Below are 16,573 nucleotides of genomic sequence, written 5' to 3'. Positions count from 1 at the left end.
GAGGGCGGACCTCCTGCGCGCTCTCTACCGCTCCTTCCAGCCGGCGGCGGACCGCAGCGCGGGGAGCGGCTTCATGTGGATGGAGAGCGTGTCCGGGCTGATGGAGGCCTCCTTCGGCCCAACGGTGCTGAACCTCCTGCGCCGCATCGGCGCGAGGGCGGAGTCCCTGGGAATGAGGGCGTACCTGGTCGGTGGGACGGTTCGCGACATCCTGCTGGGCGTGCCGAACGTCGATATCGACGTCTCCGTCGAGGGCGACGCGGAGAAACTCGTGACCTCCTGGGACGAGCCGGGGTGCCGCGGCACGGTGCACGGCCGCTACAACACGGGGACGATCACCTTTCCGGACGGGGAAAAGGTGGACGTCGCCACAGCGCGGCGCGAGTTCTACGAGTACGCCGCGGCGCAGCCGACGGTGTCGAGCGACTCCCTGAAGCAGGACCTGGGCCGCCGCGACTTCACGATCAACGCGATGTCGATCTCTCTGAGCGAAGCCGACTGGGGCACGCTGGCGGACTACTTCGGCGGACGGGCGGACCTGAAGGACGGCATTTTGAAGATCCTTCACAACCTGAGCTTCGTCGAGGACCCCTCGCGCATCCTGCGGGGCATCCGACTGGAGCAGCGGCTGGGCATGAGTTTTGAGGACAACACGATGCGCCTTCTGAGGAGCGCCCTGAAGGGCGGCCTCCTGGAGTGCCTTTCGACGCCCCGCATCCGCGCGGAGCTTGAGATCGACGCCAACGAGCCGTGCTTCAGAAAGATCGCGCTTCGGATGCAGAAGCTTGGCGTCTGGGTGGCGCTCTTCCCCGGGATCCGGCTGGGAGAGACCCTTGAACGCAGGCTCCGCGTCATGGAACGCCTCCTGTCCTGGGCGCGCCGCCTCGGCGTTGACTTTAAGGGGATGGGATGGCTTGTGGGAATGGCCGTCGTGCTGACGGAGACTCTGCCCAACGTCCGCTTTTCCGTCATGGACCGCATGAGCCTCACCCCGGCCGAGCGCCGCGAGCTGACGCAGTGCTTCGAGGCCTGGCCGCAGGTGGAGCGCTTCTGCACGCTGAAGAAGACGCCCAGGAATTCGGAGGTTTACCTCTTCTTCAAGGATTACGGCACCGTGCCACTGGTCTATTGGATGACCTGCATGAAGTTCGCGAGGTCCCGCCGGCTTGTGGTGCAGCACCTTCTGTCCTGGGTCCCCCTGCGGGGGGAACTGACGGGGAACGACTTGAAGGCGATGGGCCTGAAGGGGCCGGAGATAGGGAAAGCGCTCCAGCGTATCCGCCTGGCCCGCATGGACGGCCTCATCTCGACGCGAGACGGCGAAGCCGGCTACGTGGCGAGCGTCATCGCCGAAGGGCGCGGACGGGAAGGCGCGAAATAGCCCGTCAACGTTTCCGCTGTTTTGCAGAGGCTTATTCCCCGAAGCCCTATAGTATTGAACGGACGTGCCGCTGGTGGCAGCGCGCGGCGTGGGCTACTATCTTAATTAGTTGGGAAGTGATGAGGTTGCTGGACGAACCCGTTAACCTTTTGCTCTCGATTCCCGCCCTCCTGTGGGCGATCTCCTTCCACGAGTTCTGTCACGGCTTTGCGGCCAAGATGGTGGGGGACCCCACGGCCGAGCGGCAAGGCAGGCTCTCTTTGAACCCTCTGGCCCATTTCGACCTTGTGGGCACGTTGATGCTCTTGTTCGTGGGCTTTGGCTGGGCCAAGCCGGTGCCCATCAATACGCGCTATTTCCGCCATCCGCGGCGGGACATCCTCATCGTCTCGCTGGCGGGCGTGGCGGGCAACCTGCTTACGGCGGCCCTCACGGTGTTCTTTCTGCGCTTCTTCGGCAGGGCCTGGGTCGACCTCACCGGAAAGGCCGGGTTCACCGTCCTGTGGCATATGATCAGGATCAACCTGGGCCTGGCGGCCTTCAACCTCATTCCGATCCCGCCCCTTGACGGCTCCAGGGTGATCGAGGCCTTCCTGCCCTACAAGTACCTGTACCATTACCGCTGGCTGGAGCAGTATGGGATGTTCATCCTGCTCGTCCTGGTGGCGTCGGGGATCATCAACCTCCTCTTCGACCCGATCTTCAATGTCCTGTGGCGCTTGACCATGTGGCAGCTCCTGTCCATCGGATCGTGACCTTGAATTGATAAACGGCCAATGGGCCGGGCGGGGCCTGTGACGCATCGCGTCACGGGCCCCGCTTCTCGTTTCGAGGCGGGCGCGCCTGTCGCCGGGTTGGACGTCCTCCTGGACGAATGCGCCAGCAAGGCGGCTTGCGGTCATCCTGCCAGGCGATCTTGAGGATAATCCTTGACAGGGGTGACACTATGCTATAGTGTATGAGCATTGCATGAACCTGATGATATTTTGAAAGAGCGGAGGCGTTTCAAAAATGAGGTCGAGATTCGTGTCGCTGGGCGTGCTTTTCTGTTTCGTATTCGTTTGGAATATTGAGGCAACGGCGGAGGTCCCCTTTCACATCGGGATCATGACGGGCACCGTGTCTCAGTCGGAGGACGAGCTGCGCGGGGCCGAGCTGCTGATTCAGAAGTACGGAAACGCAGCTGAGGGCGGGATGATAACCCACATCACGTACCCGGATCACTTCATGTCGGAGATGGAGACGACCATCGGGCAGCTGCTGGGCTTGGCGGACGACCCCCAGATGAAGGTCATCGTGGTCAACACGGCGGTGCCGGGAACGGCCGAGGCCTTCCGTCGCATACGCGAAAAGCGATCGGACATCCTCCTCTTCGCGGGGTCGGTGCAGGAAGACCCCGAGGTCATCACGACTGCGGCGGACCTCTCCCTCACCAAGGACAACATCAGCCGCGGCTACACGATCCCGCTTGGCGCAAAGAGGATGGGGGCGAAGACCTTCGTCCACATCTCCTTCCCCCGACACATGAGCTACGAGCTGCTGGGACGCCGCCGCGCCATCATGGAGGCGGCCTGCAACGACCTCGGCCTCCAGTTCGTCTTTGAGACGGCCCCGGACCCGACGAGCGACGTGGGGGTGGCCGGCGCGCAGCAGTTCATCCTGGAGAACGTGCCCACGTGGCTGGAAAAGTACGGCAAGGACACGGCGTTCTTCTGCACGAATGACGCGCACACGGAGCCTCTGCTCAAGCGCATCGCCGAGCTGGGCGGGTATTTTGTGGAGGCGGACAGCCCCTCGCCCCTGATGGGGTATCCGGGAGCCCTGGGCGTGGACCTGGCGCGGGAGAAGGGCGACTGGCCGGCAATTCTGAAGAAGGTCGAGGAAGCCGTCGTGAAGGCAGGCGGCGGGGAACGTATGGGGACCTGGGTTTATTCCTACGGCTACACCACCAGCGCGGCCATGGCGGAGTTCGGCAAGCGCATCGTCGAGGGCAGGGCCAAACTGGACAGCATGAAGGACCTCATTGCCTGCTACGACGACCTCACCCCAGGGGCCAAATGGAACGCCAGCTACTACACGGACGCGGGGACGGGAGTGCGCAACAGGAAGATGGTCCTGGTACGTCAGGATACCTACGTCTTTGGCAAGGGGTATCTGGGAGTGGCGGACGTCGAGGTCCCGGAGAAGTACTTTCAGATCGGCAGATAACGTCTCGTTGGGCCAGGCGCTCACGCTGTTCCCTGACGTTCGTGGACGGTGCGGCAGAGAACGGGTGAAGCCCACCTTCGTCGCACGCCAAAAACTTTGCCTGTGATGGAGCGCGCGCCCCATTTCCTTGCGTTTTCAATAAAAACGTGTATACTAGTTGGTACTTCGATAAGTTTTTTACTTGAGGAGTGGGTCTGTGCCCGCTCCTCGTTTCTTGTCAAGGTGTCGATAGGGGAGGAAGGAGCGTGCTGCCGTTGGGTGAGGGGGGAAAAAACGAGGAAAAGAGCCTGATGGCCTCCGTGGCGGAGGTCGTCGAGCGGCTGGGGTATGAATGCGTCCACGTCGGGGTGAAGACGGACTCCGTCCGTTTGAGGCTGCAGGTCCTGATCGACTCCATGGGCGGGATCAACGTCCAGGATTGCGAGACGGTGTCCCGCGCCGTGAATCGCCTTCTCGACGAGAGGGACTTCACGGAGCTCAGCGGACGGTACTACCTTGAGGTCAGCTCCCCCGGCCTGGAGCGCCCCCTCTTCACGCCCGGACAGTACGGACGGTTTCGGGGGCAGGAGGCGCGAATCAGGCTGAGCAGCCCTGTGGCGGGACGAAAGACGCTGACGGGCGCCATCGTGGAGGCGACGGAGGAGCGCGTCGTCCTCTTCGTGGAGGACGAGGAACGGGAGATCGCGGTCCCGTTTCAGTGGATCAAAAGCGGCAACCTGGTCTATCGTGGACTGGAGCAGGAGGCGCCGCGAGGGAAGAAAAAGGGCGCGAAGCCGCCTGTCGAACATCGTGGGAGGGAGCTTTAATGCAGCTGGGGCGCGATTTTGTACAAGCGCTGAATCAAATTGCCGAAGAGCGAAACCTGGCGCCAGAGCTGATCGTGTCGAGCCTGGAGGCGGCCTTGATCTCGGCCTACAAGAAGTATCAGAGCGGCGACCAGAGGGTAGAGGTCCACGTCAACACCGAGACGGGCGACATCCTGGTGGAGGAGCTGCGCACCGTCGTGGAGGAGCTTGAGTCGCCGGATACGGAGATCACACTGGGGGATGCGAAGCGGCTGGGCTTTGCGGACGCATCCGTTGGGGACGAGCTGCACCTGGAGAAGGACCCCGGTCATTTTGGGCGCATCGCCGCGCAGACGGCGCGGCAGGTGATCATCCAGCGGCTGAAGGACGCCGAGCGGCAGGTCATCTACAGCGAGTTCTCCGACAAGGTCGGCGAGATGATGACGGGCACGATCGTCAAGGCCGAGAACGATCAGGTGCTGGCCCGCATCGGCGAGCGCACCGAGGCGATCCTGCCGCGCAAGGAGCGCATTCCGGGGGAGGAGTACGTCCCTGGCCAAACGATGAAGTTCTACGTGCTGGACGTCCGCCAGATGACGCGGGGCCCGAAGATCGTGATCTCCCGAACGCATCCGGGGCTCCTGCGCAAGCTGATGGAGCTTGAGATTCCGGAGGTCAGGGACGGGGTCATCGAGATCCGCAACATCGTCCGCGAGGGTGGCGGGCGCGCCAAGGTCTCGCTCTCCACGATGGATCAGAACGTGGACCCGGTGGGGGCCTGTGTCGGAGCCGGCGGCGCGCGCATCAAGGCCATCAGTCAGGAGCTGATGGGGGAGAAGGTGGACATCATCGTCTGGAGCAGCGACCCCCTGGCCTACATCCGCAACGCGCTCTCCCCGGCCCAGGTCGTGAAGGTGGAGCCGGTCCTGGACCAGGAGCACGCGGCCAAGGCCTACGTGGAGCCGGAGCAGCTGTCGCTGGCCATCGGGAAGGCGGGGCAGAACGTGAGGCTGGCCGCCCGCCTGACCGGGTGGAAGATCGACATCAACGCCCTGCAGGCGGAGCGTATGCCGACGCTTCAGGACATCTTCCACGAGGTCGCGGAGGCGGACTAGTGACCGCGACGCGACAGAGGCCGCGAACGTGCGTCGCCTGCCGCACGGAAGCGCCCAAGAGGGCCCTGGTCCGCATCGCCCGCACGCCGGATGGAAGGGCGGTGCTGGACGTCACGGGCAGGCTGCCGGGGCGGGGAGCCTACCTGTGCCTGAACCTGGAGTGCCTTAAGAGGGCCAGGAGGACCGGGGCCCTTTCCCGCGCCCTGAAGGCGGCGCTGTCGGACGAGTGCTGGGCGGCCCTGGAGCGCTGCATCGCCTCCTATACGTCGGAGCGTGGCCCGGAGGAGCGCATGAGGGAGCTTCGCTCGCTTTTGGGGCTTTCCCGTCGTGCCGGACAGATCCTGGTGGGGAGGGACGATGTCCGTTCCCACGACGGACGCCCCCTCCTGATCTTGACGGCGCAGGATGCGTCGGGATCGGTGAGGGCGTTCGCGGAGGGGCTTGCGGCGTCCTCCATGGAGCGCGGAGGCGGTCATGAGCATCGGGTGCTGCCCCTTGGCGGGGAGGGGCTTTCAGCGGCTCTGGGAGCCGGAAACGTACAGATTATAGCCCTGCCGGCCCGAAGCGGGCTGGCGGACAAGATCAGGGCTTTGCTTGGAGAAGGGGGAGACGCCCTTGAACAACAAGATACGGGTTTACGAACTGGCGAAGAAGCTGAACAGGAGTAATAAGGAACTGATGGCGGTTTTGGAACAGCTTGGGATTCAGATCAAGACGCATATGAGCTCCATCACCAACGAGGAGGCTCAGATGGTGGAGTCCCTCCTGGCCGAGGCGGAGAAGGCGAAGAAGAAGCCGTCGCCGGCCTCCGGGAAGGCAGCGGCGGACGGAAAGCCCGCACCGCAGGCGAAGGCGGAGGAGGCGAAAAAGGCGGCTCCCCAGGAGAAGCCGGCGACGTCCAAGGCGGACGTCAATGGGGCCGGGGAGGCCCTGCAGAAGGGACGGCGCGTTGAGGTTCACGCCGGAGACACGATCAAGTCGACGGCGCAGGCCATGGGCATATCGAGCGCCGACGCGGTGAAGGCGCTGATGGATTCGGGGATGATGCTTTCCGCTATGACGGCCGTCAACGACGCGGTCCTGGCGGTCTTCTCGAAAAAGTTCGGCGTGCAGTTCGAGGTGCTCCCCGCCGTGAAGAAGGCCGAGGCGGTCTTCCACGAGAAGAAGGCGGGGAAGGGCGCCAAAAAGCACGGCGCGGCGAACGCTGCGGCCCGAAAGCCGGGGGTTCTGACGGCCCGCCCCCCCATCGTGACCGTGATGGGGCACGTCGATCACGGCAAGACGACGCTTCTGGACTCCATTCGCCATTCAAACGTCACGGCGCAGGAGGCGGGCGGCATCACGCAGCACATCGGCGCTTACGTCGTCACGCACGAGGGCCGGCCCATCGTCTTCCTGGACACGCCGGGCCACGAGGCCTTCACGGCCATGCGGGCACGGGGCGCGAACGTGACGGATATCGTCATTCTGGTCATTGGCGCGGACGACGGGGTCATGCCTCAGACGAAGGAGGCCATCAACCACATCAAGGCGGCCCAGGTGCCGCTGGTGGTCGCCATCAACAAGGTGGATAAGCCGACGGCCAACCCGGACCGGGTGCGTCAGCAGCTCACGGAGCAGGAGGTGTTCCTCGAGGGCTGGGGCGGCGAGGTTGGAGCCGTCGAGGTCTCGGCCAAGACGGGGAAGGGCATCCCGGAGCTGCTGGAGCGCGTCCTGCTGGAGGCCGAGATGCAGGAGCTCAAGGGGGACGCCGGCGCATCGCCCGAGGGCGTCGTGATCGAGGCGGAGCTGGACAAGGGGAAGGGCCCCGTCGCCACGGTCATCGTCCAGAAGGGGACGCTTCAACTGGGGGATATCGTCCTGTTCGGCACGGCCTGGGGCAAGATACGCGCGCTCTTCGACTGGGCGGGGAAGCCCACCAGGAAGGTCGGGCCCAGTATGCCGGCGGAGATTCTTGGCCTCGACGAGGTTCCGCAGCCCGGCGAGACCTTCACCGTCGTGGAGAGCGAACGCGAGGCACGCACGATGATGGCCGAGGCCCGCGCACGGGAGCGGGACGAGGGAGCGACGACGGCCAGACGCACCTCCCTGGACGACCTCTACTCGCAGCTTAAGGAAGGGGAGCTTCCACAGCTCAACCTCGTGGTCAAGTGCGACGTGCAGGGCTCGCTGGAGGCCCTCTGCGCCTCTCTGGAGAAGCTGGCCACGAACGAGGTGGGGGTTTCCATCATCCACCGGGGAGTGGGGCGCATCGCCGAATCCGACGTCATGCTGGCCTCCACCTCGAACGCCGTCATCGTGGGCTTCAACGTCCGTCCCGACGCCAACGCAAAGCGCGCGGCGGAGGCGGATGGGGTCGAGATCCGTACCTACAGCGTCATCTACGACGCCATCGACGACGTGAAGGCGGCCATGTCCGGCCTCCTGAAGCCCGTCCTCCGCGAGGAGTCCCTGGGTGAGGTGGAGATTCGGGAGACGTTCAAGGTGCCGAAGGCGGGCAAGATCGCGGGCTGCCATGTCATGCAGGGCCTCATTCGGCGCACGGCGCGGGTCCGCCTCGTTCGGGACGGCGTCGTCCTGTGGGATGGGAGGATCGCCACGCTTCGTCACTTCAAGGACGAGGCGAGGGAGGTCAAGGCAGGCATGGACTGCGGCGTGGCCCTTGAGGGGTATCAGGACTTCCTGGTGGGCGACCTGCTGGAGGTCTACGACGTCGTGGAGGAGAAGCGCACCCTCTAAGGTGCGTCCGGATTTTGGGTTGAGCCCGCGGGAGGAGGAATGGCTTTGGGTACTTTTCGTATGGCCAGGATCAACAAGCAGCTTCAACGGGAGATATCCCTCCTTCTTGAGAGCCGGATCAAGAAGGAGGCGGTGAAGGATGCGATCATCACCGGCGTGGACTGCAGCCGGGACCTCGACGTCGCAAAGGTCTTTTTCACCGCCCTGACCCCGGAGCGGAGGAGGGAGCTCCGCGAGGAGCTGGCGAGCGTTCGGGGCGCGCTTCGGACGCTTCTCGGACAGGTCCTGAAGCTGCGCCGAATCCCGTCCCTCGACTTCGTCCCCGACGAGAGCGCGGACTACGGCGAGCGCATCGACGGCATCCTGAATCGCCTGGGCATGGATTCCGCTGTCGCCGGGTCTGAGGAGCCTGACACAGCGGAGGAAGGGGCGGGTGAGCCGAATGATTGAAGGTCCTTCCCTGGAGGAATTGCGCCGGGTGTCCGACCTCCTGGCGGAGGCCCCTTCCTGGACGCTCTTTACCCACCAGAAAGCGGACGGTGACGCCCTGGGCTCCCTCACCGCGCTCTTTGGCGCGGGACGGCTCCAGGGGAAGTACGTCCGCTGGATGGGGCTTGACAAGGCCGTCACCCCCGCCTACCGCTTCCTCGACCACACGGAACACTACGCGCTGTGCCCCGTCCCCTTCAGCTTCAGCGATCCGAAGGAGCTCTACGTCTTTCTGGACTGCGCCAACGTGGAGCGGAGCGTCAAGGACTTCACCGCCCCGGCCCCCGGAGTGCGGGTGCTCAACATCGACCACCACGAGGACAACACCTTGTTCGGCACGACGAACTGCGTCGATCCCGGAAGCTCCTCGACGTCCGAACTGGTGTTTCGCATCCTGAGGATGGGGGGATGGCCGTTGTCGCGGGGCATCGCCCAGAGCCTCTACGTCGGGATATGGACGGACAGCGGCGGGTTCACCTTCTCGAACACGTCCCCCGAAACGCACCGGCTGGTGGCGGAGCTCATCGAACTCGGCGTGGAGCCGGACGTCGTTGACGACGAGATCAACCAGACGCGCACGCCGGCGGGGGTCGCCCTGTGGGGGCGCGCCTTTTCTCACGTCCGGGTGTTCGGACCGGGGAACGTCTTCGCCCTGGGGTGGCTGGGGCCAGAGGACTTCAAGGCGGTCGGCGCCGAGGCGTCGGATACGGAGGGGCTCCCCGGCAGCCTGATGAAGATCCACGGGGTCCGCCTGGCCGTGTTCCTGACGGAGCTGAGCCCCGCGAAGATCAAGGCCAGCTTTCGATCCCGCGGGGGGATCTTCCCCGCGGCGGAGGTCGCCCGCTCCTTTGGCGGCGGCGGCCACCCCCGCGCGGCGGGCGCGACGTTGACCGGCGACCTTGCAGGCTACCTTGAGACGATCCCGAAGCTTTTGGAAGATCACTATGCTGAGTGGGCTCCTGCTGATTGACAAGCCCCTGGGGATGCGGAGCACGACCTGCGTGGGGCACCTGCGCGCCCTCCTCGGGAGGGGGACGCGCATGGGGCACGCGGGGACGCTGGACTCCACGGCGTCGGGGCTCCTCGTCCTTCTGGTCGGCGCGGCCACCCGCGCCTCGGACTACGTCATGATGCTGCCCAAGCTCTATCGTGCCCGGGTGCGCCTTGGCGAAGCTACGGACACCTGCGACCATTCGGGGAGGGTCCTCCACCGGGGCGACGCGAGCCGCGTGTCTGCCGGAGACGTTGACCGGGTCCTCCTCTCCTTCCTCGGGTGGCGTATGCAGCGCCCACCGGAGATTTCCGCGTTGAAGCTGGGGGGGCGCCCCTCCCACAGGCTGGCGCGCGCGGGACTTGACGTCGCCCTTCGGCCCAGGCCCGTCTTCGTCCGGTCCATCCGTCGGACGTCGGCCCTTGAGGAGGGGTGCTTTGACATGGAGGTCCTCTGTGGCAAGGGGACCTACGTCCGGAGCATCGCGCGGGACATCGGGGAGCGGCTGGGCTGCGGGGCCTGCATCGAGTCCCTGAGGCGCCTGTCCACGGGGGGCTTTCACGTGGATGCGGCCCTGTCTCCGGACCGTGCGGAGGTCCTGCTGCGCGAAGGTCGCCTGAAGCTTCAACCTCTGAGTGCCGTGTCCCGCCTGTTTCACCGCGTCGAGCTGTCCGGGGCCGCTGAGGCGGCGCTGCTGCATGGCCTTCCCGTCCCGCTGGTTGGGGCGGGCCGCTACGTCCCGGGGCCGGTCCCGCCGGACCAGGCGTTCTGCGCCGAGGGCCGAGGACTCTTGAGCTTCGTGGACCGGCGGGACGAGGGCAACGGGACGGTGCTGAGGCCCCGCGCGAACGTCCTGCTTCAGGACGGGGCGGAGCGCCCCGCCGTCGCGCGGGGCCCGATCTTCGCCATCGGGGCCTTCGACGGATTTCACCGGGGGCATGCGCGGCTTCTGGAGCGGGCGCGGGACCTCGCAGCCCTCCTGGACGAGGATTGGGGCGCTGTGACCTTTGAGCCTCACCCAGGGGTCTTTCTGGGAAAACTCGATGCAACGCTCTTCACCCTCCGAGAGCGTGAGCTGATCCGCCGCGTCCTGCGGGTCCCCCGCCTCCTTGTCCTGAACTTCGACGAGGAGGTCCGGGACCTTTCACCCTCCGACTTCTGGCGACGGCTGCGGGGGACGTTCCCCGTCGGCGGGGTGGTTGTGGGGCGCAACTTCCGCTTTGGCCGCGGGCAGGAGGGCACGGCGGAAGCGCTGATCTCCCTCTGCCGGGACGATGGGCTCCCCGCGGAGGCCGTGGAGCTCCTGACCTGCGGCGGGCTTCGCCTCTCCAGCACGGAGGTGCGTCGCGCCGTCATGGAGGGGGACGCGGCGCTGGCCGCGAAGGTCCTGGGCTTCCCCTGGTTCTTCTGGGGGGCGGTGGTCCACGGCGACTGGCGCGGGCACGAGCTGGGGTTCCCGACGGCGAACGTAGACCTCTCGAAGGCGCTGACCCGCCCTGGCGAGGGCGTCTACGCCGCCCTTGTCCCCATCGGCGGACGCTGGCATTGCGGGGCGCTCTCGGTGGGCGGGAACCCCACCTTTGGGGACGTTCGGGAGACGAGGGCGGAGGTCTTCCTCCTCGACTTCGAGGGTGACCTCTACGGACGGGACCTGCCAGTGTTCCTGATCCGGCGGCTGCGCCCCATGACCCGCTTCCCCGACGCGCAGGCGCTGGCGGCACAGATCGCGCGGGACGTCGAGCGCTGCCGCGAGGCGGGGCGTGAGGAGCTCGCCGGGCGCGCCCCGCTCTACGCCGCCTTCGCCGAATCCCTGGCGTCCATGGAGGCGGAGGACGCCTTTGAGCCGAGGACCTGGAGGCTTGCCAAATGCTGATCGATTCCCATTGCCACCCGAACTCCGACGAGCTGCGAAAGGACGCTGAGGCCCTGGTGGAGCGGGCCGCCTCCGCGGGCGTGGGGCGGATGCTGATCGTGGGCTGCGACCTGGAGGACAGCCGTGAGGCGGTCCGGATGGCCCATCGTTTTGAAGGCCGCGGGGCCTGGGCTGCCGTCGGGATTCACCCTCATGAGGCTTCCCGCTACGCGGAGGCCCTCCCGGAGGAGCTGCTGCAGCTGGCGGGGGATTGCCGCACTCTGGCCCTTGGGGAGATGGGGCTGGACTACCATTACGACCTTTCGCCGCGGGAGGTGCAGCGGGAGGTCTTCCGGCGGCAGCTGGCCTGGGCCGAAGGGGTTGGGATGCCCGTGGTCCTGCACGTCCGCGAGGCCATGGAGGACGCCCTTGCGATCCTCAGGGACTTTCGGGGCCTCAAGCTGCTCTTTCACTGTTATGACGGCGGCTTGAAGTTCCTCGACGAGGCGTTGGGCCTGGGAGCGCTCTGCGCCCTGGGCGGCGCCGTGACCTGGAAGAGGAGCGTGGAGCTTCGCGAGGTGGCGCGCCTCATCCCGGCCGATCGCCTCCTTACGGAGACGGACTGCCCCTGGATGGCGCCCGTCCCCTTTCGAGGGCGGCTCAACGAGCCGGCCTACGTGCGCTACGTCTATGAGGCGCTGGCGGAGGCGCGGGGTGTGCCGCCGGAGGAGCTTGCGGACCAGATTGCGCGCAACGCGGACGGGTTCTTCGGCTGGGGGAGGGAAGCGCATGTTTGAGTTCAAGGTCCTTGCCGTCTGCCCGGAGACCGGCGCCAGGGCGGGGGAGCTGACCACGCCCCACGGCGTGATCCGGACGCCGGTCTTCATGCCGGTGGGCACTCAGGCTACGGTGAAGGCCATGGCGCCCTGGGAGCTGGAGGAGATCGGCGCGCAGATCGTCCTTGGGAACACCTACCATCTCTACCTCAGGCCCGGCGCGGAGCTGGTGGCGGAGGCGGGGGGCCTGCATCGCTTCATGAGCTGGGCCCACCCCATCCTGACGGACAGCGGCGGATTTCAGGTCTTCTCTCTGGCGGACCTCAACAGGGTGACGGACGAGGCGGTGGTGTGCCGATCGCACCTCGACGGATCGAGGCACGTGATGTCGCCTGAGTGGTCCATGCGCGTCCAGGAGCTTTTGGGCAGCGACATCGCCATGTGCTTCGACCAGTGCGGCCCCTTCCCCGCGGACCACGGACAGGCCGAGGCCGCTCTCGTCCGCACCACGCTCTGGGCCCGCCGCTCGCAGGAGGCCCACAGGCGGGAGGACCAGGCGCTCTTCGGCATCGTGCAGGGCTCCGTCTACGACGACCTCCGGCTCCGCAGCGCGGAGGAGATCATTGAGCTGGGCTTCCCCGGCTTTGGCATCGGGGGGCTGTCCGTCGGCGAGCCCCATGAGGTGATGTACCACGTTCTGGACCTGCTGAACGGCGTCATGCCGCGGGAGAAGCCCCGCTACCTCATGGGGGTGGGCTACCCCTCCAACGTCGTCGAGGGCATCGCCCGCGGGGTGGACATGTTCGACTGCGTCCTCCCCACGCGGAACGGGCGCAACGGGACGCTCTTTACGTCCTTTGGACGTGTTAATATTAAGGGGAAGCAGTACGAGCACGATTTCGGGTCGATCGATCCGGAGTGCGGCTGCCGCCTCTGCCGTGGTTTTTCCCGCGCGTACCTGAGGCACCTTTATCATTGCGGCGAAATCCTGGCGGCCCGGCTGTGTACGCTGCACAACTTGAGCTTCACGCTGAACCTCGCTGCCAGGGCCAGGGAGGCCATCCTCGACGGGACCTTTCCGGCCTTTCGCGCCGAGTTCAACGCGAAGTTTGTGGACGGACCGGGAAGGGACGCCGGAGGGGAGCGCTGACTGCGGGATGGAGACGCTGAGGATCGAGTTGGACCCGTGGAACCCCAGCGGGGAGATTCTGGCCCGTGCGGCGGAGGTGTTGAGGAGCGGAGGGCTGGTGGCCTTTCCGACGGAGACGGTCTATGGGCTTGGGGCGAACGCGCTGAACCCGGAGGCGGTGAAGGGGATTTACCGGGCCAAGGGGCGCCCCTCGGACAACCCCCTGATCCTCCACCTCTCTCGCGTGGAGCAGGCGGAGCCTCTCGTCTGCGTGGACGAGAGGGCGCGGCGGCTGATGCGCGCTTTCTGGCCCGGACCCCTGACGCTGGTGCTGAGGGCCCGGGACGTCGTACCCATGGAGGCGCGGGGAGGGCTCTCGACGGCCGCCCTGCGAATGCCGAGCCATCCGGTAGCCTCTGCGCTGATCGACGCTGTGGGCTTCCCCCTGGCGGCGCCGAGCGCCAACGTCAGCGGGCGCCCCAGCCCGACGGACGCGGAGACGGTGTGGAGGGACCTGCGGGGCAGAATTGAGATGATCCTTGACGGCGGACCCGTCTCCGTCGGCATCGAATCCACGGTGATCGACGTCAGCGAGGAACTTCCGCTCCTCCTGCGGCCGGGCGGGATGCCGGCGGAGGAAATCGAGGCCTTCCTGGGCGAGCCTCTGAGGCGTCCGGACGGCCGGAGCAGCCGGCGCTCACCGGGGACACGGTATCGCCATTATGCCCCAACGATCCCGGTGAGGGTGTGGCATCCGGAGGCCCCCTTTGAAATGGCGGAAATGGTGGGGATGGAGCTGGAACGATGGGGCTTCATGGGGCTTGCCGTCCCCCCGGCGCGCTTCGGGAGGGTGCTGCGCTTTGAGTCGGTCGAGAACTATGCGCGGGGGCTCTTCTCGGGGTTTCGCGCCCTCGAGGCGGAGGGGCTGCTGGGGATCGTCGCGGAGTGGCCGCCCGCCGCGGGGGTTGGGCTGGGCCTGCGGGATCGGATCCGCCGCGCGGAGCAGGCGTGACCGCACGGGTAATAAGGCCCTTGCGCTTTCTTCGTTTTCGTTTAAAGTTTTGACGGAACGCCGTCAGGGGGCGGCGCATGGTGAGCGGATCAGCCGGAGGACGGTCGTCGCGGAGGCCAGGGGCCGACGGGACGGGAGATCTCTGCCCTGGAGGAATGATTGATGCGTTGGACTATTTTTGCTCTATCCATTGGAGCGGCGGTTACATCCATTATTCACGGACTTTTTATGCTTTTGAGTTCGCTGTCGGGCGTGCCTTCGGCAGACGTCCTCCCCATCTGGCGGGCCTCCATGCCCCTTGCCTCCGTCATCCCTGCGATGATAGGAGGCCTCCTGGCGTTCAACAGGAGCCGATGGAGCGCCGTCTTTTTCGCCATGGGGACGGCCCTCTGCTCCTTCGCACCCAGGGAAATCTGGATATATGGCGGAATTTTCCTCTTCTGTGCCCTGCTTTCCTTCTTCCTGCGTTCCGACCCCGACCGATACGACTACGACTACGACGACGCCGGGGATTACGAAGGTGAGGACGAAGAGGACGAGCGGGATTACGAAGTGGCTTTTGAGCGCAGCCGCCTCCGCGAATCGAAACGTGGGGCGCATCCCGCCGCCCCGATGGAGCCGGCCGAAAAGGAGGGTAAGGTCAGGCGGCGGACCTCCAAGACCTGCCCGACCTGTGGGGCGACCGTGGCCATCGAACACCGTTTCTGTCCCAACTGTGGGGCGGGCCTCCACATTCCGGCCCAGGTCCAGGAACATCGGGAGGAGACGGTCGGCCCGGAATCCGACCTGGCGATGGAAGCGGCGCCCGTAGAGAGGGTCCAGGCTGTGCCGCCATCCGAGTCCGAGGCGTTTGAGCCGGAAGAGCTTGATCTTGAAGCCGAACGCTCCGCGCCGGAGGCGGACGCTCCACGCGCAGCCGCCCGACCGCTTGCCGTGGACAGGGACGAAGGGAACGAATACGAGGACGAGGAAGCTCTGTACGAACGGGTAGAGCCCCTCCTGCCCCACAAGGTGATCGTCCGTCCCGTTCGGGAGGACTTGAGCCTTCCGCGCCGCCCCATCGACCTCGACGTTGAGCCCGACGCCGCCTACCATGAGTTCTCGCAGTACACGCGGCGTCGCAAGAGGCGCCGCAGCTCCGCCGGCCGACGGGCGCTGGGCTTCCTGCTGCTCATGTCCCTCGTGGGCGGCACCCTGTGGTTCCTGCTGGGGCTTCGGAAGCTTCCGCCGGACGACCTGCCCCCCCTTGTCCAGCCCGACATCGTCATCGAGAGCGAGAAAAAATCGGAGGACGTCCCCGTGGTCCAACCCGTCGCCCCCGTCAGGGACCTGACGAGTATCCTGGCTTCCTTCTCTCCGGACCTCTCCCTGAAGCGCGGCGTCACGACGGGAACGGACGTGAACCTGCGGGAGGATCACTCGACCTCATCCAAGTCCCTGGCGCGCCTTTCGGTGAACACGGTCGTGTCCATAACGGACGCCTGGGAGGGACAGGCGGGCAAGTTTAAGGGAACGTGGTATCGCATTCGTTCCGGCGAGAGGGAGGGGTGGATCTTTGGCCGATACCTTCAGCCGTTGGGCGCCCCGCTGCCCACAGGGTATGCCGCAGCCTTCATCGTGGCCTTTGGAGGGGATCGCGCCGCTCTGACGCAGAAGCTGGGACAGCCCACCAGGAACACGGATGCCGTCATGGAGTGGCCCGGTGTGAGCGCCGGTTTTTCCGGCGAGGAGGTCACGCACCTGAAGGTTTCGGCAAAGCGCGACCTGCCCAATAAGCTGAGGGTCGGCATGTCGCAGGAGGCGCTCTTTAAGGCCATGGGCTACCCCACGTCCCTTTCTCAGCGACAGCTTCAGTACCGGGAGGGAGGAAAGGCGTCCCTGACCTTTCAATTGAGCAAGGACGGACTGGTTCAGAATATCACGGTGGACACCGATCGATAGAGGGCGCGCGTCAATGCGAACGAAAAGAGGGGGCGAGGCCCCCTCTTTTCGTGTGTGCACCTGGTGCGGGGCCGGCACTTGGAGTTTCCCTGCCGACGCATCGACGCAATCGAGCCGTCGCGCGCCAAAGGACAACGTGAAGGCTGATACCAATT

General features: G+C 65.9%; 13 protein-coding genes and 1 pseudogene. All 14 read left to right on the top strand.

Features of this window, described 5'->3' with window-relative positions:
- Nucleotides 1–1,381, top strand: a pseudogene (locus tag SY1_RS11535) (CCA tRNA nucleotidyltransferase); the annotation flags it as partial.
- Between the two features lie 119 nt (nt 1,382–1,500).
- Entirely contained in the window at nt 1,501–2,136 is a 636-nt protein-coding gene (locus tag SY1_RS11530) for a site-2 protease family protein (protein ID WP_208873853.1), read from the top strand.
- 256 nt (nt 2,137–2,392) lie between these two features.
- Entirely contained in the window at nt 2,393–3,589 is a 1,197-nt protein-coding gene (locus SY1_RS11525) for a DUF3798 domain-containing protein (RefSeq protein WP_208873852.1), read from the top strand.
- Between the two features lie 245 nt (nt 3,590–3,834).
- A complete protein-coding gene (rimP, locus tag SY1_RS11520; RefSeq protein WP_208873851.1) occupies nt 3,835–4,395 on the top strand; it encodes a ribosome maturation factor RimP in 561 nt (186 codons plus the stop codon).
- Nucleotides 4,395–5,489 carry a transcription termination factor NusA gene (gene nusA, locus SY1_RS11515; protein WP_015557124.1) on the top strand — a complete coding sequence of 365 codons (1,095 nt, stop codon included), beginning with the start codon at nt 4,395–4,397 and terminating at the stop codon, nt 5,487–5,489. The genes rimP and nusA overlap by 1 nt, the downstream gene beginning before the upstream one ends.
- Nucleotides 5,489–6,157 carry an RNase P modulator RnpM gene (gene rnpM / locus SY1_RS11510; RefSeq protein WP_208873850.1) on the top strand — a complete coding sequence of 223 codons (669 nt, stop codon included), beginning with the start codon at nt 5,489–5,491 and terminating at the stop codon, nt 6,155–6,157. The genes nusA and rnpM overlap by 1 nt, the downstream gene beginning before the upstream one ends.
- Nucleotides 6,105–8,228, top strand: a complete 2,124-nt coding sequence (gene infB, locus SY1_RS11505; RefSeq protein WP_208873849.1) for a translation initiation factor IF-2 — start codon at nt 6,105–6,107, stop codon at nt 8,226–8,228. The genes rnpM and infB overlap by 53 nt, the downstream gene beginning before the upstream one ends.
- 45 nt (nt 8,229–8,273) lie before the next feature.
- Complete coding sequence (gene rbfA, locus SY1_RS11500; protein WP_208873848.1) at nt 8,274–8,678, top strand: 30S ribosome-binding factor RbfA; 405 nt, start codon at nt 8,274–8,276, stop codon at nt 8,676–8,678.
- Nucleotides 8,671–9,687, top strand: a complete 1,017-nt coding sequence (locus SY1_RS11495) for a DHH family phosphoesterase (RefSeq protein WP_243440735.1) — start codon at nt 8,671–8,673, stop codon at nt 9,685–9,687. The genes rbfA and SY1_RS11495 overlap by 8 nt, the downstream gene beginning before the upstream one ends.
- Nucleotides 9,662–11,581: a tRNA pseudouridine(55) synthase TruB gene (gene truB, locus SY1_RS11490; protein ID WP_015557121.1), complete on the top strand. Its 1,920-nt coding sequence runs from the start codon at nt 9,662–9,664 to the stop codon at nt 11,579–11,581. Before SY1_RS11495 ends, truB begins: the two co-directional genes overlap by 26 nt.
- A complete protein-coding gene (locus tag SY1_RS11485; RefSeq protein WP_015557120.1) occupies nt 11,575–12,357 on the top strand; it encodes a TatD family hydrolase in 783 nt (260 codons plus the stop codon). The genes truB and SY1_RS11485 overlap by 7 nt, the downstream gene beginning before the upstream one ends.
- On the top strand, nt 12,350–13,486 hold the full coding sequence (gene tgt, locus SY1_RS11480) for a tRNA guanosine(34) transglycosylase Tgt (RefSeq protein WP_015557119.1): 1,137 nt from the start codon (nt 12,350–12,352) through the stop codon (nt 13,484–13,486). Before SY1_RS11485 ends, tgt begins: the two co-directional genes overlap by 8 nt.
- Nucleotides 13,487–13,493: 7 nt before the next feature.
- Nucleotides 13,494–14,477, top strand: a complete 984-nt coding sequence (locus SY1_RS11475; RefSeq protein WP_015557118.1) for an L-threonylcarbamoyladenylate synthase — start codon at nt 13,494–13,496, stop codon at nt 14,475–14,477.
- A 228-nt stretch (nt 14,478–14,705) separates the two neighbouring features.
- A complete protein-coding gene (locus SY1_RS11470; RefSeq protein ID WP_208873846.1) occupies nt 14,706–16,418 on the top strand; it encodes an SH3 domain-containing protein in 1,713 nt (570 codons plus the stop codon).
- Nucleotides 16,419–16,573: the final 155 nt, after the last annotated feature.

It is taken from the genome of Fretibacterium fastidiosum (assembly GCF_000210715.1).
Classification (GTDB): domain Bacteria; phylum Synergistota; class Synergistia; order Synergistales; family Aminobacteriaceae; genus Fretibacterium; species Fretibacterium fastidiosum.
Note: the sequence above shows the minus strand (reverse complement) of the source record. Positions and strands in the feature narration are given on the sequence as shown.

What these genes read in the sequence shown, in the direction of transcription:
- SY1_RS11470 (WP_208873846.1), top strand. Translation starts at nt 14,706, where the DNA reads ATGCTTTTGAGTTCGCTGTCGGGCGTGCCTTCGGCAGACGTCCTCCCC.
- SY1_RS11485 (WP_015557120.1), top strand. Translation starts at nt 11,575, where the DNA reads ATGCTGATCGATTCCCATTGCCACCCGAACTCCGACGAGCTGCGAAAG.
- truB (WP_015557121.1), top strand. Translation starts at nt 9,662, where the DNA reads ATGCTGAGTGGGCTCCTGCTGATTGACAAGCCCCTGGGGATGCGGAGC.
- SY1_RS11525 (WP_208873852.1), top strand. Translation starts at nt 2,393, where the DNA reads ATGAGGTCGAGATTCGTGTCGCTGGGCGTGCTTTTCTGTTTCGTATTC.
- SY1_RS11475 (WP_015557118.1), top strand. Translation starts at nt 13,494, where the DNA reads ATGGAGACGCTGAGGATCGAGTTGGACCCGTGGAACCCCAGCGGGGAG.
- SY1_RS11495 (WP_243440735.1), top strand. Translation starts at nt 8,671, where the DNA reads ATGATTGAAGGTCCTTCCCTGGAGGAATTGCGCCGGGTGTCCGACCTC.
- tgt (WP_015557119.1), top strand. Translation starts at nt 12,350, where the DNA reads ATGTTTGAGTTCAAGGTCCTTGCCGTCTGCCCGGAGACCGGCGCCAGG.
- nusA (WP_015557124.1), top strand. Translation starts at nt 4,395, where the DNA reads ATGCAGCTGGGGCGCGATTTTGTACAAGCGCTGAATCAAATTGCCGAA.
- SY1_RS11530 (WP_208873853.1), top strand. Translation starts at nt 1,501, where the DNA reads ATGAGGTTGCTGGACGAACCCGTTAACCTTTTGCTCTCGATTCCCGCC.